General features: G+C 54.4%; 13 protein-coding genes. All 13 read left to right on the top strand.

Annotated features, from left to right (window positions below):
* The first annotated feature begins 44 nt into the window (after positions 1–44).
* The 13 genes from MCM46_15450 (at position 45) to MCM46_15390 (ending at position 24,144) form a co-directional block, all read left to right on the top strand.
* Entirely contained in the window at positions 45–3,017 is a 2,973-nt protein-coding gene (locus tag MCM46_15450) for an ATP-binding protein (GenBank protein MCG3113210.1), read from the top strand.
* Between the two features lie 218 nt (positions 3,018–3,235).
* The gene (locus tag MCM46_15445) at positions 3,236–5,638 is read left to right on the top strand and encodes a PilZ domain-containing protein (GenBank protein MCG3113209.1); all 2,403 of its coding nucleotides are present in this window, start codon (positions 3,236–3,238) and stop codon (positions 5,636–5,638) included.
* Between the two features lie 639 nt (positions 5,639–6,277).
* Complete coding sequence (locus tag MCM46_15440; protein ID MCG3113208.1) at positions 6,278–8,242, top strand: ATP-binding protein; 1,965 nt, start codon at positions 6,278–6,280, stop codon at positions 8,240–8,242.
* Between the two features lie 67 nt (positions 8,243–8,309).
* On the top strand, positions 8,310–9,509 hold the full coding sequence (locus MCM46_15435) for an ATP-binding protein (GenBank protein ID MCG3113207.1): 1,200 nt from the start codon (positions 8,310–8,312) through the stop codon (positions 9,507–9,509).
* A 277-nt stretch (positions 9,510–9,786) separates the two neighbouring features.
* On the top strand, positions 9,787–10,107 hold the full coding sequence (locus MCM46_15430; protein ID MCG3113206.1) for a YtxH domain-containing protein: 321 nt from the start codon (positions 9,787–9,789) through the stop codon (positions 10,105–10,107).
* A gap of 65 nt (positions 10,108–10,172) precedes the next feature.
* Complete coding sequence (locus MCM46_15425; protein ID MCG3113205.1) at positions 10,173–10,829, top strand: TetR/AcrR family transcriptional regulator; 657 nt, start codon at positions 10,173–10,175, stop codon at positions 10,827–10,829.
* A gap of 130 nt (positions 10,830–10,959) precedes the next feature.
* Positions 10,960–12,993, top strand: coding sequence for an alpha-1,4-glucan--maltose-1-phosphate maltosyltransferase (locus tag MCM46_15420; GenBank protein MCG3113204.1), 2,034 nt, complete (start codon positions 10,960–10,962; stop codon positions 12,991–12,993).
* Positions 12,994–13,007: 14 nt separating this feature from the next.
* Positions 13,008–14,651, top strand: a complete 1,644-nt coding sequence (gene treS / locus MCM46_15415; GenBank protein MCG3113203.1) for a maltose alpha-D-glucosyltransferase — start codon at positions 13,008–13,010, stop codon at positions 14,649–14,651.
* Positions 14,652–14,670: 19 nt separating this feature from the next.
* Complete coding sequence (locus MCM46_15410; GenBank protein MCG3113202.1) at positions 14,671–16,011, top strand: glycosyl transferase family 2; 1,341 nt, start codon at positions 14,671–14,673, stop codon at positions 16,009–16,011.
* A gap of 7 nt (positions 16,012–16,018) precedes the next feature.
* Positions 16,019–16,720, top strand: a complete 702-nt coding sequence (locus MCM46_15405; GenBank protein ID MCG3113201.1) for a hypothetical protein — start codon at positions 16,019–16,021, stop codon at positions 16,718–16,720.
* Between the two features lie 222 nt (positions 16,721–16,942).
* The gene (treS, locus tag MCM46_15400; protein ID MCG3113200.1) at positions 16,943–20,272 is read left to right on the top strand and encodes a maltose alpha-D-glucosyltransferase; all 3,330 of its coding nucleotides are present in this window, start codon (positions 16,943–16,945) and stop codon (positions 20,270–20,272) included.
* On the top strand, positions 20,269–22,200 hold the full coding sequence (gene glgB / locus MCM46_15395) for a 1,4-alpha-glucan branching protein GlgB (GenBank protein ID MCG3113199.1): 1,932 nt from the start codon (positions 20,269–20,271) through the stop codon (positions 22,198–22,200). The genes treS (MCM46_15400) and glgB overlap by 4 nt, the downstream gene beginning before the upstream one ends.
* Positions 22,201–22,320: 120 nt before the next feature.
* Positions 22,321–24,144: a TrkH family potassium uptake protein gene (locus tag MCM46_15390; protein ID MCG3113198.1), complete on the top strand. Its 1,824-nt coding sequence runs from the start codon at positions 22,321–22,323 to the stop codon at positions 24,142–24,144.
* Positions 24,145–24,226 lie beyond the last annotated feature (82 nt).

The raw sequence follows: 24,226 nt of genomic DNA, 5'->3' as shown, positions 1-24,226 counted from the left end.
CGCCCCTCTTTGAGAAAGAAGTCTTCAACCTTACGGTCTCAAGGTTGAAGGTCGCCTGCATATTAGGTATCGTCCTTTTTCCCCTCTATGGCATGGTAGATTATGCAATTGCTCCCCAGTATTTTTTGTTTTTCATGGCGCTGAGAACCATCAACACCTTTGTTGACCTTGCGATATTCTTTGCGCTTAAAAGCGATCAGTTCAAGCAGTACACATATATATTCGTTTATTTCTTTTTCCTTTGTCTAATCAGCTTAATACAAATAATGGTCATGTACACCGGTGGTCATAATAGCCCTTACTACGCCGGCCTGAACATTATTATTCTGGCAGTCGGTTTGTTAATGCCGATGAGCTTAAAACAACTCTTACCGCTCTACATAATAATTTATCTCACTTATCTTATCCCTATCATCGCCACCGAACCAATCACTCATTTTGCATATTTTTTTAGCAATAACGTATTCATTTTGTGGACGACCATCATTTCCGCAACAGGGAACCATCTCGGATATCGATTACGGTTCCAAGAATTTTCTTCTAGATTGAACCTGGAAGAAGCAAATAAAAAATTGGGGAAAGCTTATAAAAAACTCAAAGAGCTTGATACAGCCAAATCTCACTTTTTTGCAAACATCTCGCATGAATTAAGAACTCCATTAACTTTAATCCTCGCTCCGCTTGAAACACCGCTCAGGGAAAAATCTAAAGTTGAAGTCAGGCTGGAACAAAGACAAATTGAAATGATGTTCCAGAACGGCCTGCGTCTCCTCAAGTTAATTAACAATCTCCTCGACTTTGCCAAGCTGGACGATCAGAAGATGCATTTATGCTATTCCAAAGGAAATCTCTCGACTTTCATCAAAGGGATCGTTTCCTCCCTGGCACCACTTGCGGAAAAGAAAAACATTCAATTGTCGATTTCAGATCAGGGGGAGAGAACCAAGTTTTACTTCGACCACGACAAAATGGAGAAGGTGCTCTTAAACCTAATCTTTAATGCAATCAAGTTCACCGAGTCAGAAGGGAAAATTAATATTCTCTACGAACTAAAAGATGGAGAGGTCTTCGTAAGAATCTCAGATAGCGGGATCGGTATCGCCCCGGCGGATCTTCCCAAGCTCTTCAACCGTTTCTCTCAGATTGATGCGACTGCAACCCGCCGATATGAAGGAACCGGAATCGGCCTGGCACTCTGCAAAGAGTTAATCGAGCTCCATCAAGGGAAGATTTGGGCCGAGAGCGAAGTAGGGAGGGGAACAATGATCTTCTTCACCCTTCCCCATCTCACAGAACTCCCCACCGCAGAACGTTCCACCAATGCAATCCCACAGGACAATCTCGAGGAAGATTGGGTCCGCTCTCTTCACAAAGAGGCAGAATATGCCGACGGAGGAATCCTCCAAGAGCCACCCGCACTTCCGCAGCAAGCTACAACCTGCGGACAGAGCAGATCGAAGATCCTCGTCGTCGAAGACAACCCCGACATGCTCCACTTCATTGCCACGCAACTTCAGGGGGAATATCAAATCATCCCCGCTCGAAATGGGGCTGAAGGGCTCGAGCGCGCCAAAGCGGACCTCCCCGACCTGATCCTCGCCGACGTGATGATGCCGATCAAAGACGGCTATCAGCTCTGCCGAGAGGTAAAAGAAAATCTCGCAATACGGCACATCCCGGTGGTCTTGGTGACCGCCAAGGCCGATCTGTCGATGAAGATCGAGGGATTAAACCAAGGCGCCGACGATTACCTGACCAAGCCTTTCAGTTCTGAGGAGCTGAGGGCGCGTGTGAAATCGCTTCTCAACCTACGCACCTTGGAAAAAGAAATTCAAATCCGGAATCAAGCTTTGGAGAGAACCCTCGCCGAACTGCGGCAAACCCAGGCGCAACTGATTCACTCGGCCAAAATGGCCGCCATGGGAACCCTGGTGGCCGGCCTCTCTCACGAGATGAACAATCCGCTGACCCCGGTGATCGGTTTTGCTGAGCTTCTCTTAGGCATGCCTCTTCCTAAAGAGGCGCATCAGTGTGCAGACACCATCTCCAGGGAAGCGCGCCGGTGTGCGGCCGTTGTACGAAGCCTATCCGATTTCGCGCGAAAATCGCCCCCGCTCTGGCAAGGGAACGATTTGAACAGCTTGATTCATTCTGTTTTGGAGTTGAAAGCCTCTTACCTTCGCACCGACAATATCGCACTCGAATTGAATCTCGATCCACGTCTTCCCAAAACGCTTGTGGATGGCAACCAGATCAAGCAGGTTCTGTTAAATCTCATCAACAATGCTCATCAAGCCGTTTTGATAAATGAGGAAGATCGGAGAATCCGAATTGTTTCGGAACAAACTGCAGGGCTCCTACGAATCACAATTGGGGACAATGGTCCGGGAATTCCAAAGGAAGTTCAGTCCCGGCTCTTCGAGCCTTTTTTCACGACGAAGCCGGAAGGAGAAGGAACGGGGTTGGGATTGGCGATCTCGCATGGGATCATCGCATCTCATGGCGGGAAGATCGGATTTATCTCTGAGGAAGGGATCGTAACACGCTTCTGGTTTGAGCTGCCAATCCGTACCGCTGCATTCACCGCTCCCACTCTCCCCTCTGAGACAAGTGTACTCCATCAGGACAGACGGGCGCTGGTGGTGGATGATGAGCCGATGGTTCTGGAGGTCTGCAAGACGGCATTGGAGCAGATCGGATTTGTTGTCGATGCGGTGCACAGCGGGGAAGCCGCCTTGGAACAATTGACCAAAACCTCCTATGACCTTCTCGTCAGTGATGTTCGCATGCCGGGGATGGATGGGATTCAGTTTTTTGACCAAGTGGGCCGTGTCTATCCGGAGATCTTAGAGCGGACGATCATCATCACCGGGGATGCAGCCAATTCAGTGACCTCGACGTTCCTCGACCGGACCCACGCCGCCGTCCTGAAGAAACCGTTCGACCTCAAAGAGCTTCAACGCTTGGCGAAGTCGATCTTAGGACGCAATTTAACGCGAGGCTGGAAAGTAGTATGAAAGGGTAAGTGGCTTTTAAAACACCCCCTTTGGGGGAATTGCTCATCCGTGGCCTTAAGAGAGAATGCAGACCATCATTACATAAGATGCCGTCAATCCTACAACGTCAGCACTTTTAAGCCGTCCGGCATCACTGTTCTAAGAAAAACCGTTTGACCAAGTTTCAACATCTTGACGGATTAATTTTCAACCTTTCCGAAATTATAATGGAGAGATCAATGATAACAAAAGTTTCAACATACTATGAAAGAAGGAAGAGTGTTATTCAAATTGGCTTTAACGACCGACGGGTAACAGAGCGACGAGTAGATCTTACATTGATTTCTCCAGAGCGACGGCGCCTGAGTTCACAAGTACGTCGGTATGAACGAGAGCATATTAAAATTCCGGTTCGCGTACAGGCAAATGGGGTAGAAATATCAGGCTATACAGAAAATATAAGCTTAGAAGGCATTCTCATCTACAGCAATACTGTATTGGAGGCTGGCACAGCGATAAGGCTCCAATTCTCCTTTGGGGAGAGTGTTTGTTATACCAATATAATCGGACAGGTCGTTTCCTGCCGCTTTATAGAAAACGGTGAAATTGCATACTATGCTATTGGAATCAAATTTAACGCTATTCGAGATCTTGAGTCAAAAATATTGAATTCAGTAATTCATATACTTAAGCAGAATATTTCATCGCAAGAGAAGTCATTGCTTACTATCATTGTCACGAATGATAGCCTTTCTCAGGAAACAACAGCCATTCAAAGAGAAACATTGGACTCATTCGGGAAAGGGTCCAATACCTCTCAACAATTGGAACTTACTACAATCAAAAATTCATCATCTAACAAGGCCATTTCAAATGGAAGATCTGAATACACAAGCAATACCGCGAGGCCTATTTTAGAAGTATTTCTCTCATATCCTAAGGGAGAAAAAATTGTTAAAGAGGTGTTAGATATTACAGAATCAGGATTGTCTTTTAAGATGGCTTCTGAAGAGGGTTTTTTAAATGTTGGTATGCCCTTGGATAGTATTCTGCTAAGAAGTAGGAAAAAAACTTATAAAACTTCTGGAGAGGTCATCGATGTCACTCCCTTTGAAGAGGGTGGAAATCAATTCTTTCGTATTGGAGTGAGGCTCAAAGGTGATCAAAAAGGAACTCTGGGATTCAAAAGAACATCACTTTTCCCATTCGTGAGATTGCCCCGCTACTCTTCGGATCAAATTACAAATCTCACTAAATTTATTAATTTTAATACAGAGACTACAGAAGAACATACAGGAGCCTTAATAGATTTTTCAATATTTGGAACGAAGTTCTCATTAACGGAGAAGATTACTCCCCCTCTCCATATCGGCCAGAAATTGCACGACTTTGCATTTATCATTGGAAATGAAATCCTTCCTATAGGAAATGCAATAATCGCTCATATAAGTGAAAACGGAAACAAACTAATAATAGGTGTCTCATTTGAATCGGATACTCTTGACCCTACTAAAATATTTTTATTAGACAAGAAAACCAGGATAAAACATGAAATAACAAAAAAGACGTCCTTCCCCGCTTCGGTTGAGATCAACCCTGCTTTTAAATCTGCAATAGTAGATCTTCGCTGTTTCCTTGAAAAGCTCAAGAAAGAATTTGATAAATATGACTTAGAAACCCAAAATGAAGAAGCTGAATATAAGGATAACATAGAGCGTGTCATCTTGGATTCGGCCGTGAAACACTATTATCCGATTATAGACACTTCAATGAGTCATATCGCTTCTATCGTTGAGAATTTCGATCAACATTCGGATCTCATTCACAAGGAGTTTTTTAGACAGCACCTGCATGCATTGTTCCTTGAAGCTCCTTTTATTAATAGAGCCTATAGAAAACCTTTAGGTTATGCGGGTGATTACGAAATGATGAATATGCTTTACCGCGATTCATATGAAGGGGAAACACTCTTCGGGAAGTTTCTAAATAATCATATTTATCAATCTCCAGCTGCTAAGGCAGTTCGTAACCGCGTTCCTTTTTTGACAGATAAGATAGAAATGGTCGTCAGGAATTCTTTACCTTTAAAATCAAATACAAATTACATATCAGTAGCCAGCATCGGCTGCGGTCCTGCCAAGGAAATACAAGACTTCCTGAGTCGCTCTGATAAACGTGATCAATGTAAATTCAGCTTAATCGATTCCGATAAAAGCGCATTACAGCATTGCCAAGAAAAAATATTACGAATAGATCTCTCCAGAAAGGTAAGAACAAAAGCTAGATTTATTCATAAGTCAGTAATAGAGATTGCTAGGGGAAAAGAGGATATTTTTCCAGAAAGGCAGGATCTAATCTACAGTATTGGATTGTTCGACTATTTAAATACTGATTTCTCAAAACAACTTATTCGTGTGCTCTTTGAAAATTTGAACTCCAATGGAGTTTTGATCGTGGGAGATTTCGATCCCTCGTGTCCCACAAAAAACTATTTGGAGTATACTATGGAATGGCATTTAATCTATAGAAACAATTCTCAAATGCTCGAATTAGCGGATCTATTAAATAATATAAAGGAAGCAAATGTCGAGAAAGAGCCTGAGAGAGTAAATAATTTTTTAGTCCTAAAGAAGGATGGATAAATCCGAATGGATTCATTGAAGCTTCAATACAACCAAGAAATTGAACATCTATATAAAGAGAGAGTCAAAGTCCCCTTGTGGCTCGGTATGACATTAGTCCCCGTATTTGGATTTCTTGACTTCATTGTATTCCCCGACCAATTCGCTTATTTCATGGTTTTAAGATTAATAACGAGTTCCTTTATAGCAGTTCTGTTGTTTTTAGCATATATGAAAACAGAAAAAAACTACCATGCTATTTTAGCGTTCTGTTTCTATGTTTCAGTAGGAGCCATGATATCCCTCATGACGAGGCATACGGGGGGGTATGCAAGCATCTACTACGCAGGTTTAAGTCTTCTTACACTTACGGTAGTCGTCATGCCTTGGAGTATAAAGATGGCTATCGGCACGGTTTCAACTGTTTATGGAACTTATATCATACCTGCACTTATGTTCGATGAAATAGATAAATTTCCTATATTCGTAAATAACAATTACTTTTTACTTTCGACAATAATTATTGCAGTGACGGCAAACTTCGTCGGAAATCGTCTCCGCTTTAAGGAATTCAAATCTCGTTTCGAACTTAGCGAATCCAAGTTAAAACTAGAAAATGCCAAAAAAGAATTGGAACAGTCCTATTATAGGCTCCAAGAGATGGACCAACTTAAAACCCAATTCTTCGCCAACATCTCCCATGAGCTTCGCACTCCCCTCACGCTGATCCTGGCCCCGCTGGAATCGATTCTACATCGGGATTCGGTCCAAGGTGAACGAAGAGAAGATTTAAGCGGCATGTACCAGAACGGCCTTCGCCTTCTCAAATTAATCAATAACCTCCTCGATCTGGCGAAGATCGACGCCGGGAAAATGCAGCTTTCTCATTTAAAGACCGACTTTACAAAATTCACCAAAGGAATCATTGCCTCCGTGGCGCCCCTGGCGGAGAAGAAAGAGACCTCCCTCTCATTTACCTGCCCGGATCAGCTCAACGAGTTTTACTTCGATCGGGATAAAATCGAGAAGGTGCTTTTAAATCTCATCTTCAATGCCCTCAAATTCACGAATCCGGGAGGGAAGGTCTCCGTCTCCTGTGAACAGAGAGAAGATCAGATCCTCGTCCGAATTTCTGACACCGGGATCGGCATTGCACAGGAGAACATCCACAAACTCTTCAGCCGCTTTTCTCAGGTCGATGCCTCCTCTAACCGCCGTTTCGAAGGAACCGGTATTGGTCTCGCTCTGTCGAAAGAGTTGATCGAGCTCCATAAAGGAGAGATCTGGGCCGAAAGCGAATTGGGTAAAGGAACCGTGATCAGTTTTACCCTCCCCTTTCTGACCGAGCCGATCTGCATCCCCGAACAGAAAGAAGGAGGAGAGGTGGATTGGACCCGCTCGCTTCACAAGGCGGCGGAATACACGACAGCAGGCATCGTTCAAGAAGCGCAACCGATGAAAAGCGCTTCCTCAAACGGCGCGCCGGCAGGAGCCCCTAAAATCCTCGTGGTCGAAGACAATCCCGACATGCTCCACTTTCTGGTGACGCAACTTCAAGACGACTATCACGTCGTCACCGCCCAGAATGGAGTGGACGGGGTGCAGCGAGCCCAGACCGATCTTCCGAATCTGATCCTCTCCGACGTCATGATGCCGATCAAAGACGGGTATCAGCTCTGCCGGGAGGTCAAAGAAAACGCCTTGACGAAACATATCCCCATCGTCTTGATCTCCGCCAAAGCCGATCTCTCGATGAAAATCGAAGGGTTGGAGTATGGCGCCGACGACTACCTCACGAAACCGTTCAGCTGCGAAGAGCTGCGGGCGCGCATCAAATCACTCCTCAACCAGCGCGGCCTGGAGACCCAGCTGATTCATTCGGAGAAGATGGCGGCCCTCGGCCTTTTGGTGGCGGGGATGGCCCATGAAATCAACAACCCGATCAGCTTTGCGAAGGTCAGCTTGGAAAATCTTCACAACACCCTCGCAGAGCAGGACCGGCTCATCAAAGAGGGAGCGGCCCCGGACAGCGCCGAGATGAAGCGGCTCAATGCCAAGATCGACCGGGCCTTTTCGATTATCAAGACGGGACTTGATCGGACCGAGGCGATCGTTTCCGATCTGAAAGCGTTCGTCAGAAAAGACGAGGCCCAATTCAGACCGACCGATCTCCATGAAGGCCTCGACTCCACCCTCAACCTGATGAGAACCGAATTGAAGGATCGAATCACGATTGTCAAAGAGTACGGCAAGATCGATCCGGTCGACGCGGTCCCTGGGCAGCTCAACCAAGTCTTCATGAACCTGCTGCAAAACGCCATCCACGCCATTCCGGATGAAGGAGAAATACGGATCAAGACCTGGAAAGAAGACGATCGGGTGAAGATTTCCGTAAAGGACAGCGGCACCGGGATCTCGCCGGAGCATCAAAAGCGGATCTTCGAACCTTTCTTCACCACCAAAGAGGCCGGAAAAGGGACCGGGCTGGGGCTCTCCGTCAGCTACCGCATTCTCCAGAGCCACCGGGGAGATATCACCGTCGTCAGCCGGCCGGGACAAGGAACGGAGTTCGTGATAACCTTGCCGGTGAGGCAAACGATCGACGCCGCACATCAGACACGTTAGGCGTGAAGCATGAGGCGCGGAAGGGGCGAAGCGCGCCTCCCGTCACTTATATTTATAAGGAGACTTCATGCAGCAAGGAATCACTCCCAAAGATTACCCCGTCCTTTTCGTCGATGATGAAGAGATGGCCTTGATCAGCCTGGAGGAGCAATACGAGCGGGAATTCACGATCTATACTGCAAAGAACGGGAAAGAGGCGATCGAGACCTTGCAGGCTCATCCGGAGATCGCCCTCATCATCAGCGATCAGCGGATGCCGGGGATGAGTGGCGTTGAATTTCTTGCTCAAGCAAAAAAGGTCGTTCCGGAAGCGGTCCGGATGTTGCTGACCGCCTATACCGAAATGGAAATGGTCATCGAGGCGATCAACAGGGGAAATATCTACCGATACATCACCAAGCCTTATGATGTCGCCGATCTTCGCTGCGCGATGCTCCAGGGGATCGAGCACTACTACCTGATCAGAGAGCGGGACCGGCTCTATGCCGAGAAGATCGAAACCCTCAAGCGGGTCGCCCGGACCAACCGGCTGACCGCCATCGGCACCTTGGCGGCCGGCATGGCGCATGAGATCAACAACCCGATGGTCGCGATCTATACTTTTCTTCAGATGCTCCCCCAGAAGCTCAAAGAGCCTCAATTGGACAAAGAATATCTGGAGAAATTCTACAGCCTCTCCATCCGGGAAGCGGAGCGGATCCAGACGCTGATCCGTAAATTGCTCGACTTTTCCAAGAACGGGGATCAGGATGAGCTCATCCTCAAAGAGAGCCAAATCAATCTGATCCTGCAGGAGGTGGTCTCTCTCCTGAAGCATGAAGCGAATAAAAAGGAAACCACCCTCGACCTTCAACTGGCTTCGGACATCCCCCTCGCGAAAATCGATTCGGAAAAGATCCGGCAGGTCTTTTTGAATTTGATTCTAAACGCCATCCATGCGACCCGCTCAGGCAAGATCACGGCGACCTCTTCTTTTCATCAAGATGCGCAGGGACAAGGCTACCTTCAAGTCGCGGTGGCCGATACGGGCGCCGGAATCTCGGAAGAGAATTTGGAGAAATTGTTCAACCCCTTCTTCACCACCAAAGATGCACAAGGGACCGGCCTGGGGCTGATGATCTGCCATCACATTGTCGACCAACACCGCGGAAATATCGACGTCCAATCGAAATTGGGAAAAGGGACGACGATGACGGTTCAAATCCCGGTCGATCCCACCCAGCATGAGCGCCGAAAATCGGAACGGAGAGAGAAAAGCGGGGATTAGATGAGGACGGATTCGGCTTGAAAGCGACCGATTCGTACACCCCCCTTCTAATCCGTCTCCCCTCCCCCCGTTTATTTATTCGTGTTCGCCCGAACCCGCCTCTTTATTACCCCCTTGTTTCCCCTCACCGGAATAAATTATTATTGACTTGCGCGGCGCATCCGAATAAAATGACCCATAGGTCATTTACGACTATCTATTCATCTCATCCATCCCACCTGCGGCGGGAAAGCACCGGCTTTTCTCATCGCCGCCTTAAAATATAAAGGAGGAAATCATGAGCGAAGAACGACACTATTTCTTTGGGGGAATGATGTTTATGTTGGGCCTCACGATCGGGATCGGCGCCGGCTTTCTTCTGGCGCCGCGCTCGGGACGCGACACGCGCAGACAAATCAAAGGACTCGCCGATGAGACCGGAACCCATCTCGGCCGGATCGCGGATGAAACCAAACAGGTCTTCTCCGGCGTAGTGAAGCACGGAAAAGAGATGGCAAAAGAGACCGGCGGCCATTTGGACAATATCACGCAGGAAGCGAAACAGACCGCGGACAAGATCGCCGCGCACGGAAAAGGACTCATGCGGGATTCGGCCTGAAAGGCCGCGTCCGCGCCGGGCGCACCGCTGCTTCAAAGCGCCCGGATCGGATACCGACAGAGATCATGATCGACCATAGTGTTCTTAAGTCAAAAGAATCCTCCCCGCTTCTACAAACGCGGGTGGAAAGAAGAAAAGAGAAAACCCGTCGGACGCTGATGGAAGTGGCGCTCTCCCTTTTCTATGAAAAGGGAATTTATCTGACGAAAATCGAAGATGTTACGGCCCGGGCCGACATTGGGAAGGGCACTTTCTACCTTTACTTTGATACCAAAGAGTCGCTTCTCCAGGCCGTTCTGGAAGAGGGGCTTCGCCGCTTGCTTGTCCAAGCGACGGAAGCGGCCGAAACGGCCAAGCCGGGTCCGGGTCGAATCGGCGCGATTATCCGATCTCAACTCGATTTCTATCAGGATCATCCCGAATACCTTCTGCTGTTCCACCAGGTCTGCGGTCTGCTCCAGCTGCAAACCGGTTCGGTCAAAGAGCTGAGAGAGGTCTACGGCCGCTACCTCAACGAATTGGGCCGGCTCGTGCAGCCGGCGCTGACCGGCAAGGGAAGCCGGACCGGTTTCCCACGCGAGTTCGGAATGGCCCTTTCGGCCGTGACGTCGGGCCTGCTGACCCATCACCTGCTCTTCGGGAAAAACAGGGTCTCCAAACGCCGGCGGGCCGACGTCGAGATCCAAATCAAAAAGAGCCTCTCCGCGCTGATCAAAGAGTAACCGCCCGTCACAACACGAAAGGAGCCGTCAATATCTCAGAACAGCGGACAACCTACCGATTGAGAATCCCAGGATGGAAGGGAAACGATTTCGACCCTCTTCCATCGCAGCACCCAGGGAGCGATGAACCATGAAAAAGACCCCAAAGACGACGAAGACGATGAAAACAGCCAAAGAGAATTTTCCGGAGGATGCGCGGAAGCGCGTCGTGGTCGAGCGGGTCCGGCCGGAGATCGACGCCGGGCGATACCCGATCAAGCGGACCGTCGGCGAGAAGGTGGTTGTCACCGCACATGTCTTCACCGACGGCCACGACCGGATCACCGCGCACCTTCTGCATAGAGCAAAAAAGGAGGAGACCTGGACGGAAACGGCGATGGAGCCGCTCGGCAACGACGTCTGGGAGAGCGCCTTCACACCGGCCGTTCAACAGACGTATGAGTACACGGTCGAGGCCTGGATCGACCGGTTCGGCTCCTGGCGGGCCGATCTGGTCAAGCGGGTCGAGGCCGGGCAGGATGTCGCCGGCGAGCTATTGGAAGGAGCGGCGCTGGTGTCGGAGGCCGGCCGTCGAGCCAGCGGCGCGGATCAAAAAGCGCTGCATGCGGCGGCCGATGCGTTGTCGAGCGAACGGCCACAGAAGGAACGCATTGCGATCGCGCTCGATGAGAAACTGTTCGAGCGGGTCTCCCGCTACCCCGACCGGAGCCGGGCCACCCGGTACGATCGCATCCTGGCGGTCACCGTCGATCGGGACCGGGCCCGTTACGGCGCCTGGTATGAAATGTTCCCCCGGTCGGCCGGACCCGATCCGAACCGGAGCGCCACCTTTCCGGAGGCCGAATCGCGCCTTCCGGAGATCGCGGCGATGGGATTCGACATCCTCTACCTTCCCCCGATCCACCCGATCGGGAAAAGCTTCCGGAAGGGACCGAACAACGCGCTCACAGCCAGACCGAACGACCCGGGAAGCCCCTGGGCGATCGGTTCGGAGGCGGGGGGCCACAAAGCGGTCGATCCGAATCTCGGGACGCTCGCCGATTTCAGACATTTCGTCGAAGCGGCCGATCGACACGGGTTGGAGGTCGCGCTCGATATCGCCTTCCAGGGCTCTCCCGATCACCCCTACGTGAAAGAACACCCCGAGTGGTTCCGCCACCGGCCGGATGGGACGATCAAATACGCCGAGAATCCGCCGAAAAAATATCAGGATATCTACCCGCTCAACTTCGAGTCGGACGATTGGAAAGGGCTCTGGACGGAGCTCAAGAGCGTCGTCGAATTCTGGATCGAGCAGGGGGTGAAGATCTTCCGGGTCGATAACCCCCACACCAAACCGTTCCGATTCTGGGAGTGGCTGATCGGTGAGATTCAGAAGAAACACCCCGAGACGATCTTCCTCGCCGAGGCGTTCACCCGGCCGAAAGTCATGTACGGGCTGGCGAAAGGGGGCTTCACACAGTCGTACACCTATTTCACCTGGCGGAACACCAAAGAGGAATTGACCGAATATTTGACCGAGCTGACGCAAACGGAAGCGCGCGATTTTTTCCGCCCCAACTTCTTCGCGAACACCCCCGATATCTTGCACGAATACCTTCAGACCGGGGGGCGTCCGGCCTTCCAGGTCCGGCTGGTCCTCGCCGCGACCCTCGCGGCAAATTACGGGATCTACAGCGGGTTCGAGTTGTGCGAGAACCGGGCGGTCCGCGGAACGGAGGAGTACCTCGATTCGGAAAAATACCAGGTCCGTGCCTGGGATTGGGACCGGCCCGGGAATATCAAAGCGCTGGTCGCCCGGGTCAACCAAATCCGGCGGGAGAACCCGGCGCTCCACGCGAACGACCGGCTCCGGTTCTATACGACCGACAACGATCAGTTGATCTGTTATGCCAAGACGACCGAAGACCTCTCCAACATGATTCTCGTCGCGGTGAACCTCGACCCGCATCATCTTCAGCACGGGTGGGTGGAGGTGCCGATCGATGAACTGGGGATCGCGCCGGGCGAGCCGTACCAGCTCCACGACTTAATCGGCGGCGACCGTTATCTCTGGCACGACGCGTGGAATTACATCCGCCTCGACCCGATGCTCTCTCCCGTCCACATTTTCCGGGTGCGGCGGAAGATCCACTCCGAGCGTGACTTCGATCCTTTTATCTGAGGAAAAACGCGACCGTGATCCGAACGGAAGATGATCCGCTCTGGTATAAAGACGCGGTGCTCTATGAGCTCCACGTCAAGGCCTTCTGCGACAACAACGCCGACGGGATCGGCGATTTTCCCGGCCTATTGACGAAGCTCGACTACCTGCAGGAGCTGGGGGTCGACTGCCTCTGGCTGCTGCCGATGTACCCCTCCCCCTTTCGGGACGACGGGTACGACATCGCCGATTACTACCAGATCCATCAGAGCTATGGCACGCTGGACGATTTTCGACGCTTCCTGGAGGCGGCCCATGCGCGGGGAATGCGGGTAATCATCGAATTGGTCCTCAACCACACCTCCGACCAGCATCCCTGGTTCCGGGAAGCCCGGCGCTCCAGGGAAAGCCCCCTGCGCGACTGGTATGTCTGGAGCGACACCGATGATCGCTACCAAGAGGCGCGGATCATCTTTCTCGACACGGAGAAGTCGAACTGGGCCTGGGACCCGGTTTCGAAATCGTACTACTGGCACCGCTTCTTCAGCCACCAGCCCGATCTGAATTTCGACAACCCCGCCGTCCGGGAGGAGGCCTGGAAAGTGATGGACCACTGGCTTCAAATGGGGGTGGACGGCTTCCGGGTCGATGCGGTCCCCTATCTGATCGAGCGCGAGGGGACCCCTTGCGAAAACCTCGTCGAGACCCACGACGTTCTCCGCTTCCTCCGCCGGCGGCTCGATGAAAACCACGCCAACAAGGTCCTCCTGGCGGAGGCAAACCAGTGGCCGGTCGACGTCCGCCCCTACTTCGGCGAGGGGAACGAGTTCCACATGGCGTTTCACTTCCCGATCATGCCGCGGATCTTCATGGCGGTCCAGCTGGAAGACCGAAAGCCGATCGTCGAGATCATGGAGCGGACCCCCCCGATTCCGGAAAATTGCCAGTGGGCAATCTTCCTGCGCAACCACGACGAGCTGACGCTGGAGATGGTCACCGATGAAGAGCGCGACTACATGTACGACGAATACGCCAAAGACCCGAAGGGAAGAATCAACCTCGGCATCCGCAGACGGCTCGCTTCCTTGATGGGAAACGTCCGCCGACGGGTCGAGCTCCTCAACTCCCTTCTCTTCTCCCTTCCCGGAACGCCGGTCATCTACTACGGCGATGAGATCGGGATGGGAGAGAACATCTATCTGGGGGACCGGAACGGAGTGCGGACCCCGATGCAATGGAGCGGCGGCTGGAACGCCGGCTTCTCCACCGCCGACCCGGAGCAGCTCTATCTGCCGCTGATCTCGAATCCGGTCTACGGCTACGCCGCGGTCAACGTGGAGTCGCAGCGGCGATCGGAAGATTCCCTTCTGTCATGGATGAAGGAGATCATCCGCCTGCGGCGATCGAGCCGGGTCTTCGGCCGCGGATCGCTCGAATTCCTCAATCCGGAGAATCACCGGGTGCTCGCCTATATCCGCCGGTGGGAGGACGAAACGGTCCTCGTGGTGACCAACCTCTCCCGAGCGGCCCAAGCGGTGGAGCTCGATCTGCGCCCTTTTCGCGGCGCGATTCCGGTCGAGATGTTCGGAAGGAACCCCTTTCCCAGAATTACGGAGCGGCCTTATCTATTAACCCTGGCGCCCTATCATTTTTTCTGGTTTGAATTGCGGCGTTTATAAAAGAGACGGAAGCGATCGGATGGAAACCCAATTGTCGATTCAAGATCAAGCGCGGACCGCTCCCCCCGGAACGGCGCCGGATAGGACGGAGGCCGATGAAAGCCTCCTCCCGGATGACCTGCTTCGACAACTGATCGCCGTCGGAGAGGTCGATCTTCTGGTAGGGATTCCGACGCTCAATCATGCCAAGACGGTCGGACAGGTCGTCCGGGCCGTTCAGATCGGGTTCGTGAAGTACTTTCCGAGAGAGCGGGCCGTCTTGATCAACCTCGACGGAGGCTCGACCGACGGCACGCCGGAGCAAATCCGCGCAACCTCGATCGACGATTTTCGCCCCCTCCTCGCCGCGCAGCCGCTTCGGACCTTGCACCGGATCACCACCCCCTACCCCGGCCCTCCGGGGAGGGCCGGGGCGTTGCGCACCCTCCTGGCCGCCGCCGATCTGGTGCGGGCCAAAGCCTGCGCCGTCGTCAGCCCCGATCTGGAGAACATCACCCCCGAGTGGATCGACGCGCTGATCCGCCCGGTGTACAAAGAAGGGTTCGATCTGATCACTCCCCTCTACCAGCGGCACAAATTCGACGGTCTTTTGATCAGCAACTTAATCTATCCGATGGTCCAGGCGATCTACGGCTATCGCATCCGGGAACCGCTCGGCCCCGAATTCGGTCTCTCCGGCCGCTTCGCCCGGTCGCTCCTCGCGGGAGAGGGCGCCGTCCGGACCCCCTCCGTTTACGGGATCGATCTGGCGATCACGGCCGCGGCGGCTGCGCGGGGCAATCGGATCGGCCAGTCGTTCCTGGGTCCGAAGGTCCACGCCTCTCGCCAAGACGAGCCGACGTTGCCGGAAGCGCTCAGACAGTCGGTCGGCGCGCTCTTCGAGCAGATGGAACGCGATGCAGCCGTCTGGCTCCCGCGGAGCGGTTCGGCGCCGCTGCCGGTGTTCGGGTTCGAATACGCCATGCGCCTAGAGCCGATCCGAATCAACAAGCGCCGGATGCTCGAAACGTTCCGGGCGGGGGTGCGGGAGCTCTCGACCCTCTTTGAAGCGATCCTTTCGGAGGGCACCCGGGAGTCGATCCATCACCGGGCCGGGATGGACGACAAAGCGTTTCGTTACCCGGACGACCTCTGGGTGAAAACGGTCTATGAGTTCGCCGCCGCGTTTCATCACGGCGCCCTTCACCGGTCTCATCTGATTCAGGCCCTGACCCCGCTTTACCTCGGAAGGGCCTGCTCCTTCGTTCTGGAGAATACCGACGCCGGCTCGGAGGAGGTGGGGAAAAGAATTGAAGCGCTCTGCCTGGAATACGAGCGGCAGAAAGCGGAACTGATCGAACGATGGAACATCAAACAGTGAGGAAAAGATGACCGATGCGGTGATGCGAGGGCTGACGGAAACCATGGAGACCTTCATCCGAATGGTCGCGACGTTCGTGCCGAAGCTCCTGGTCATGATCATCATCATCTTCGTGGGGTGGCTGGTCTCCCACTTTCTCAAGGGGCTGGCGCGCCGGGCCTTGGCGTTGATCCGGTTCGACACCCTCGGCGAAGGGGCCGGGTTCACCTCCCTGTTGCGGAGGGCGAATCTTCCCGCTCCGAACGAGGTCCTCTCCCGTCTCGTTTTCTGGCTGGTCTGGATCGGCTTCATTCTGTTGGGCGTCGCCGCGCTCGGATTTCCGGTCCTGGAGGCGCAGATCGCCCGTTTCTTCGCGTACCTGCCGCAGCTCTTCGTCGGCCTGCTCCTCTTTTTCGCCGGGCTCGTCGTCGCCAATTTCGCCTCGCGCGCCGTCCTCCTCGCCCTGGTGAACGCCAACGTCCCTTCGGCGCGGCTTCTGAGCGTGCTGACCCGCCTTTTCGTCATTCTCCTCGCCGCGGCGATGGCGCTCGAGCAGATGGCGGTGGCGACGGGGGTCGTGGTGACCGCTTTTTCGATCGCCTTCGGCGCCGTGATGCTCGCCCTGGCGATCGCCTTCGGCCTGGGAGGAAGGGACCTGGCGCGGCGCATTCTTGAAGAGCAGTTCTCCAGCAAGCCGGTCGAGAAAGAAGATGAGATCTCGCCGCTTTGATCCGCCGCACGAGGGCCATTGACGATCCGCCTCTTTGATGAAACCTGCCCGGACGGCGGGTGAAGGGCAACGGAGGAGTTCACCATGTTGAACCCCTACAAATCGACCGGCCCGGAAGGGCCCTGAATTGACTCGCCGAAACGGCTGTGGCATGATCAGCTTTTTGACCCGGTCCCGCGGGAGCAACCGCTCCGCCCCCGCGGGGTCATGAGGAGTCATTGAATGTCCGAACAGGAAATCCGGCACGAATACGATCCGCTCTGGTACAAAGATGCCATCATCTATCAGCTTCATATCAAGGCGTTCTTTGACAGCACCAACGACGGCATGGGCGATCTTAAAGGGCTGACGCGGAAACTCGACTATCTAAAAGACCTCGGGGTCACGGCGATCTGGGTTCTCCCCTTTTATCCCTCCCCGCTGAAGGATGACGGGTATGACATCGCCGATTACTTCAACATTCATCCCGATTACGGGACGCTGCGCGACTTTAAGGAATTTTTGAAAGAGGCCCATCGCCGGGGGATGCGCGTGATCACCGAGCTGGTCCTCAATCACACCTCGGACCAACATCCCTGGTTCCAGCGCGCCCGGCGGGCCAAACCGGGCTCCGTCTGGCGGGATTTTTACGTCTGGAGCGACACCCCGGACAAATACAAAGACGCCCGGATCATTTTCAAAGATTTCGAGGCCTCCAATTGGACCTGGGACCCGGTGGCGAAAGCCTACTACTGGCATCGATTCTACTCTCACCAGCCCGACCTTAATTTCGACAACCCGCATGTCCAAAAAGAGATGCTCCGGGTGATGGAGCACTGGCTGGAAATGGGGGTCGACGGCCTGCGCCTGGACGCCGTCCCCTACCTCTACGAGCGGGAAGGAACCAACTGCGAGAATCTCCCCGAGACCTACGCGTTCCTGAAGCAGCTCCGCGCGCGGGTCGACCTCAAGTTCAAAAACAAAATGCTCCTCGCCGAGGCGAACCAGTGGCCGGAGGACGCCGTCGCCTATTTCGGGAAAGGGGACGCCTGCCACATGGCCTTCCACTTTCCGCTGATGCCCCGGATGTTCATGGCGCTTCGAATGGAAGACCGCTTCCCGATCATCGATATTTTGGAGCAGACCCCTTCCCCTCCCGAAAACGGCCAGTGGGCCATTTTCTTGCGCAACCACGACGAGTTGACCCTCGAAATGGTGACCGACGAGGAGCGCGACTACATGTACCGCATCTACGCGCACGACCCGAAAATGCGGATCAATCTCGGGATCCGTCGGCGGCTCGCCCCCCTCCTGGAAAACGACCGGCGAAAGATCGAGCTGCTGAACGTTCTTCTCTTCTCCCTCCCCGGAACACCGGTGATCTACTACGGCGACGAGATCGGGATGGGGGATAATTTCTACCTCGGCGATCGAAACGGAGTCCGCACCCCGATGCAGTGGAATGCCGACCGCAACGCCGGCTTCTCGCAGGCAAACCCGCAAAAGCTCTACTTCCCCGCGATTATCGATCCCGAATATCACTACGAATCGGTCAACGTCGAGAACCAGGAGCGAAACCACTCCTCGCTCCTCTGGAGCATGAAGCGTTTCATCGCCACCCGCAAATACTACAAGGCCTTCGGAAGGGGGACGATCGAATTCCTCTTTGCCGACAACCCGAAGGTCTTCGCGTTTCTCCGCCATTACAAAGACGAACATATTCTGGTGATCGTCAACCTCTCCCGGCACTCCCAGATCGCCGAGCTCGATCTCTCCCAATATGTCGGTTATACCCCGGAAACGCTCTTCAGCCGGAACCGGTTCCCGGCGATCCGCGACGCCCGTTATTCCATCACCCTGGGCCCCTACGGTTATTACCGCTTTTTCTTACAAAAGAAGGAGGAATCGATGCATCCTTCCGGCAAACGGGTGCTCCCCGAGATTCACGTCGAAGCCGATTGGCGCCGCGTCCTTGAAGGAAGGCAGAAGCAGACTCTCGAACGGAACACCCTTCCGGCCTATATCGTCGGATGCCGTTGGTTCGGCGGAAAAGCGCGCCAAATCGAACAGCTCCAAATCGTCGAGACGATCCCGATCGGCAGAAACGGACAGTCGGGGCAGCTTCTCCTGCTTCAAGTCGAATACACGGAGGGGATGCCTGAGACCTATCTTCTTCCGATCGCCTTCGCCGCCGGAGAGGCGGCGACACGCATCGCGGACGAGGCCCCGCAGGGGGTCATCGCCCGCGTGATCGGCCCGCAGGAAGGGATCCTCTACGACGGAATCTACAACGAGGCGGTTCGAGATTGCCTCCTCGCGATTATTGCAAAGCGGCAGCGGATCAGAGGATCGAAGGGGGAGCTGATCGCCTCTCCGGGAAAACGGTTTAGAGAGCTGGCGGCGGCCGCAACCGCTCCCCTTGTCTCCCAGGTTCTGAAGGGGGAGCAGACCAACTCCAATCTCCTGTATGGACAGACCTTTCTCTTTAAGCTCTATCGGCGTCTGGACGAGGGGGTCAATCCCGATCTGGAGATCGGCCGGTTCTTGACGGAGAACGCGCTCCTCTCCCGCATCCCGTCGTACGCGGGGGCGATCGAGTATCGCAGGCCGGGCGCGGAGCCGATCATCGTCGGTCTGCTTCAGGGATTCGTTCCAAATGAAGGAGACGCCTGGCGATACACGGTCGATGCGGTGGAGCGCTATTTCGAGCGGGTCCTCTCAAAACGGGGAGAGATCAGCGAAATTCCGAAGCCTCCCCTTTCGCTTCTCGACACCGCATTCCAAGAGATCCCCCCCCTCCTTCACGAGCTGATCGGGAGCATTTACCTGGAAATGGCAACCCTATTGGGAAAACGGACGGCCGAATTCCATCTCGCCCTCTCCTCCAATACCCAGGACCCCCAGTTCGCCCCCGAACCGTACACCCTCCTCTATCAGCGTTCTATTTATCAGGGGATGCAAAGCCACGGGAGGCAGACGTTCCACCTTCTTAGACAGAAATTAAAGGGTCTGCCCGAAGCGGTCCAGCGCAAAGCGCAGGAGGTTTTGAATTTGGAACGGGAGATTTTGGAGCGGTTCAAGTCGATCTACCGAAAAAAGATTTCGACGGTGAAGATCCGGGTCCACGGAGATTACCATCTCGGACAGGTGCTTTACACCGGAAATGATTTCTTCATTATCGACTTCGAGGGGGAGCCGACGCGTCCCCTCAGCGAGCGGCGGCTGAAGCGATCCGCCTTCCGGGATGTGGCGGGGATGATCCGTTCGTTCCATTACAAGGCGCACAGCGGGCTGATCACGCAGGCCTCGATCCGGCCGGAAGATGTTCCGGTGCTGGAGCCGTGGGCCGACCTCTGGTATCGGTACACGTCGGCGGCCTTTCTTCGCTCCTACCTCGATACGGCGCAAGACGCCCCGTTTATTCCGAAAGAGCGGGAGGACGTCGAGATTTTGCTGAATACGTTTCTCCTCGATAAGGCGGTTTATGAGATCGCCTACGAATTGAATAACCGTCCCGAATGGATTATGGTCCCGCTGAAAGGGATTACCCATCTACTGGAGGCCCGATCATGAGTGGAAAAGAACGCATGCAGAAAGTCCTCCCCTCCCTCGGTCTGCTCACCGAGCATGACATCTACCTCCTGAAAGAGGGAAGCCACTTCAAGCTCCATGAAAAGCTCGGCGCTCATCTGATTCAAACAGAGGGGATGCGGGGGGTTTATTTCGCCGTCTGGGCGCCCAACGCGGAATCGGTCTCGGTCGTCGGCGATTTCAACGGTTGGAACCCCACGTCCCATCCCCTGAGGGTCCGCGAAGACGGGTCGGGGGTCTGGGAAGGATTCTTCAGCGACATCGGCGTGGGGGCCCTCTATAAATACCATCTCGTCTCACGGAACCATCAATACACCGTGGAAAAGAGCGATCCGTTCGCCTTCTGCACCGAGGTCCCTCCCCGAACCGCCTCGGTCGTGTGGGATCTCAACTATCAATGGAGCGACCCGGCCTGGATGGCGCAGCGCGCGCAACGGAATCAGATGACCGCCCCGATTTCGATTTACGAGATGCATCTCGGCTCCTGGCGGCGGGTCCCCGAAGAGGGGGATCGGCCGATGACCTACCGGGAGATGGCGAAACCGCTGACGGAGTATCTCCGGGAGATGAAGTTCACCCATGTCGAGCTGATGCCGATCACCGAGCACCCGTTCTACGGCTCCTGGGGATATCAGACGACCGGCTATTTCGCCCCGACCCGCCGGTACGGCACGCCGCAAGATTTGATGTACCTGATCGACACCCTCCATCAGAACGGCATCGGCGTGATTCTCGATTGGGTCCCCTCCCACTTCCCGACCGATCAACATGGTCTGGCCTACTTCGACGGCACCCACCTCTATGAACATGCCGACTCCCGCAAGGGATTCCACCCCGACTGGAGCAGCGCCATCTTCAACTACGGGCGCAACGAGGTGCAGGCGTTCCTGATCAGCAGCGCCCTCTTCTGGCTGGAGAAATATCACATCGACGGGCTTCGGATCGACGGGGTCGCCTCGATGCTCTATCTCGATTATTCCAGGAAAGAGGGAGAGTGGATACCGAACATGTACGGCGGCCGGGAGAATTTGGAGGCGATCTCCTTCTTGAAACGGCTGAACGAAGCGGTCTACGGCCACTTACCCGATACCCATACGATCGCGGAAGAATCGACTTCCTGGCCGATGGTCTCCCGGCCGACCTATCTCGGCGGGCTCGGCTTCGGGATGAAATGGAACATGGGATGGATGCACGACACCCTTTCCTATTTTTCGAAAGACCCCATCCATCGAAAATACCATCACGGCCAGCTGACCTTCAGCATCTGGTACGGCTTTTCCGAAAACTTCGTTCTCCCCCTCTCTCACGACGAGGTGGTTCATGGAAAAGGCTCGCTCCTCTCGAAGATGCCGGGGGACGACTGGCAGCGGCTCGCCAACCTGAGGCTCTTGTTCGGATACATGTACGCCCATCCCGGCAAAAAACTCCTCTTCATGGGGGGAGAGCTCGGACAAGGGACCGAATGGAACCACGACCGGAGTCTCGATTGGCATCTTTTGCAACATCCCCCGCACCGGCAGCTCCAGCAGTGGGTCGCCGATCTCAACGGATTCTATCGGGAAGAGCCGGCGCTTTATCAGAAAGACTTCGACCCGACCGGCTTCGAGTGGATCGACCTGAACGATGCAGCGGCAAGCACCCTGATCTTCCTGCGCCGGGGGGAGAACCCGGACCAGCCGGTCGTTTTTGTCTGCAACTTCACCCCGGTCCCCCGCCTCGACTATCGGATCGGGGTCCCAGGCGAAGGATTCTGGCAGGAGCGGCTCAACAGCGATTCAAGCTTCTACGGCGGAAGCAATCTCGGAAACGGCGGCGGCCTCTTGGCCGAGCCGATCCCTTCTCACGGCCGCCCCTACTCGCTGCGGATCACCCTTCCGCCGCTGGCGATGATCGCCCTCAAAAAAGCATAATCCCCTCCCGGAGCCAGGCCGACTCCGGGAGGCACCTGAAAGGAAAAAAACGATCACCCTCTTTTGCCAATTCCGAGAAGATATGATAGCATCGGCCTGTCGTCTCCTCAGGAGAACCGTTTGAAAGGCGCTTCAACCCCCAGCATGAAGCGGGAGGGGCGGATTCGATCCCTCTTCTCCGCTATTCAAGAATCCGGCCCGGTTACCGCCATTCTACGGCTTTTTCACCGGATCACCCTCTTGGTGAGGGAGATGAAGATCGCCTCTCTCTCCGGAGTCTTTCTTCTCTCCTTTCTCTTCGATTTCTCCATCTGGTTTCCGATCTTCTTCAAAGGAGCGGCGCTCCTCCTGCAAGGAGGAGCGCTGATCAAGCTGACATTCGAGGAGCGGTATCTTTTTCTCCGCTTCAGGCATTTCTCTTGGACGAAACGGCTGATTCCGGTCGCACTGTTCCTGATCGCCGTTCTCTTTTACTTCGAGAAAGGGGTCCTCTTCTTCCAGATGTGGGACCATCCGGAGACCCCCCCGATTTATACCTACCGCCTCTACAGCATGATCTTCTTCGGCGCGGCTTTTTCCATCTATGCGATGCGGCTGAAAACCATCGCTACTTTCCTCGATCGGCTCCATCTCAAACCGGCGCAGACGCTGGCGCTCAGCTTTGCCCTGTTGATCTTCGTCGGCGCCCTGATTCTCTCGCTCCCCCAGATGGTGGTCGATCCCTCCCGGATCTCCTTCATCGACGCCCTCTTCACCGCCACTTCGGCCACCACGGTCACCGGCTTGATCGTCTCTTCCCCCTCGGAGTTCTACCGGCTCCCCGGGCAATGGGTGATTCTCCTCCTGATCCAGTTCGGCGGCCTCGGCATCATGACCTTCGGGGCGCTGATCTTCTTCCTTCCCAAACGACGGATGCCGCTGCATGAAGAGATCGCCCTCCAAGGGGTCCTGGAGGTCGAATCGATCGGTTCGGTCCGAAAACAGATCGGCTCCATCTTCGTGATCACCCTGACCATCGAGACGATCGGGGCGCTGCTGCTCTGGACTTTGATCGAAACGGAAACGCCGAACCCCCTCTTCCAGGCCGTTTTCCATTCGGTCTCCGCCTTTTGCAACGCCGGCTTCTCCCTCTTTCCGGCGAACCTGGAGGGTTATGTCGATCGGCCCGGGGTCAACCTGACCATCATCGGCCTCATCATCCTCGGCGGACTCGGCTTTCCGGTGCTGCATAATCTGGGGAACTACCCCCTTTTCGGAAAGGGTCCGACCTCCTGGCGATTGACCTTCCATTCCAAAATGGTCCTGACCATCTCGGCCGGGCTCCTGCTGGCGGGGACCGCCGGCCTCTATCTCCTCGAATTTCGAGGGGCGCTCGCCCCCCTTCCCTGGTATCACCAGTGGATCGCCGCTTTTTTTCAATCGGCCTCGACCCGGACCGCCGGCTTTAACACGGTCAACATCGCCCGCTTCTCCGATGCCAGCATTTTTCTGATCATCCTCTTGATGTGGATCGGAGGCTCGCCGATTTCGACCGCGGGAGGGATCAAGACGACCACGTTCGGGGTGATGCTCGCGACCTTTCGGAGCATTCTTCGGAAGCGGGAAGAAATTGAAATATTCAATCGCCGTCTCGCTCCGCAAGCTGTCCAGAAAGCGCTTTCGGTCGGGTTTATCGCTTCGGTCCTGATGGCGCTGCTCCTCCTGTTTCTTCTGGCGATTGAAGAGGGGGACTTCAAAGTCGTTCTTTTTGAGGCGGTGTCGGCCTTCAACACGGTCGGCCTTTCGATCGGGAACACCGCCGCGTTCTCCCCGCCGGGGAAACTGATCCTCATTCTGACGATGTTTATCGGAAGGCTTGGCCCCCTCACGATCGCATACACCCTCGCCGAGCGGACCGGCCGGGGAATTTATCATTATCCGGAAGAAAGGGTGATCGTGGGGTAAGAAACAAGCGATCAGATTACCTCTTTTAAAATCTTTCGCTGACGGCTGATTGCTGAATGCCGACAGCTTCTTTATAGGAAAT

The organism is Candidatus Manganitrophus morganii (genome assembly GCA_021651055.1).
GTDB lineage: Bacteria > Nitrospirota > Nitrospiria > SBBL01 > Manganitrophaceae > Manganitrophus > Manganitrophus morganii.
Note: the sequence above shows the minus strand (reverse complement) of the source record. Positions and strands in the feature narration are given on the sequence as shown.

Bases quoted from the DNA above. Each gene is read 5' to 3' on its own strand.
- MCM46_15445 (MCG3113209.1), top strand. From the start codon at position 3,236: ATGATAACAAAAGTTTCAACATACTATGAAAGAAGGAAGAGTGTTATT.
- MCM46_15440 (MCG3113208.1), top strand. From the start codon at position 6,278: ATGGACCAACTTAAAACCCAATTCTTCGCCAACATCTCCCATGAGCTT.
- MCM46_15435 (MCG3113207.1), top strand. From the start codon at position 8,310: ATGCAGCAAGGAATCACTCCCAAAGATTACCCCGTCCTTTTCGTCGAT.
- MCM46_15430 (MCG3113206.1), top strand. From the start codon at position 9,787: ATGAGCGAAGAACGACACTATTTCTTTGGGGGAATGATGTTTATGTTG.
- MCM46_15425 (MCG3113205.1), top strand. From the start codon at position 10,173: ATGATCGACCATAGTGTTCTTAAGTCAAAAGAATCCTCCCCGCTTCTA.
- MCM46_15420 (MCG3113204.1), top strand. From the start codon at position 10,960: ATGAAAAAGACCCCAAAGACGACGAAGACGATGAAAACAGCCAAAGAG.
- MCM46_15410 (MCG3113202.1), top strand. From the start codon at position 14,671: ATGGAAACCCAATTGTCGATTCAAGATCAAGCGCGGACCGCTCCCCCC.
- MCM46_15405 (MCG3113201.1), top strand. From the start codon at position 16,019: ATGACCGATGCGGTGATGCGAGGGCTGACGGAAACCATGGAGACCTTC.
- treS (MCG3113200.1), top strand. From the start codon at position 16,943: ATGTCCGAACAGGAAATCCGGCACGAATACGATCCGCTCTGGTACAAA.
- glgB (MCG3113199.1), top strand. From the start codon at position 20,269: ATGAGTGGAAAAGAACGCATGCAGAAAGTCCTCCCCTCCCTCGGTCTG.